Genomic DNA, 898 nt, shown 5'->3' with positions numbered 1-898 from the left:
TTCTGCAGCTTTGCCCATAAAATAACTGCCGAGTACCAAAGCTTCTAAAGGAGCCAGTCCCTGAGCTGAAAGCCCTGCAATTGTTCCCGAAAGTAAATCACCGCTGCCACCTTTGGCCAGACCAGTATTCCCTGTATTGTTCAGCCAAATACCACCGGATTTATCTGCAATAATGGAGACTGCCCCTTTCAGTGTGAGCTGCAATTCCATTTCCATAGCGAAAGATTTTACGGTATCCATGTTGTTGACCACTTCTTCAATGGGCTTTTTAGTTAACCTGGAAAATTCGCCAGGGTGAGGGGTAAGAATGAAATTCCCTTTCCTTTTTATTGTTTCAGGTACTCTGCTGACTGCGTACAATGCATCAGCATCAACGATCACAGCCCCAAGGCTCTTTAGCCTTTTGCTTGACAACAGTTCCTTTACAAAATCAATAGTTTCATCCGCTCTGCCTATTCCCGGTCCAACAACAAGAGCATCGACCTTGTCAAGTAAGGCGATAAGCGCATCTACATCCTCAGGCGTTAAAACAACCGATTTTGAAGCGATACAAATCGCCTCTGGCAAGTTGTTACGAACAATCTCCTGTGCCTCCCTTGGCGTAAAGGTATATACAATGCCCGCCCCGATTTTCATACTGCCAAGTGCTGCCAAAAGTGCTGCCCCCGTGTAGTCAGAGCTCCCGCCTACAATGCATACTTTTCCAAAAGTCCCTTTGTGCCCCCAAGGAATCCTTTCGGGAAGAAGAGCTTTCGCAAGTTGATCATCCACAAGCTCAATATTTGACAAATCTTCGACGAGTCTTTCGGGAAAGCCAATTCTTGCAATATGAAGCGTTCCAGTATAAACGCACCCGGGAAAGAAAAAATGGCCAGGCTTGCCAGCGCCAAAAGTCACA

General features: G+C 46.3%; 1 protein-coding gene. It reads right to left on the bottom strand.

The features are described 5' to 3' along the window. On the bottom strand, positions 1-898 hold an 898-nt coding region (locus tag AC3LHT_RS10290), incomplete at both ends, for an NAD(P)H-hydrate dehydratase (protein ID WP_488662828.1).

The organism is Kosmotoga sp. (assembly GCF_982836095.1).
Note: the sequence above shows the minus strand (reverse complement) of the source record. Positions and strands in the feature narration are given on the sequence as shown.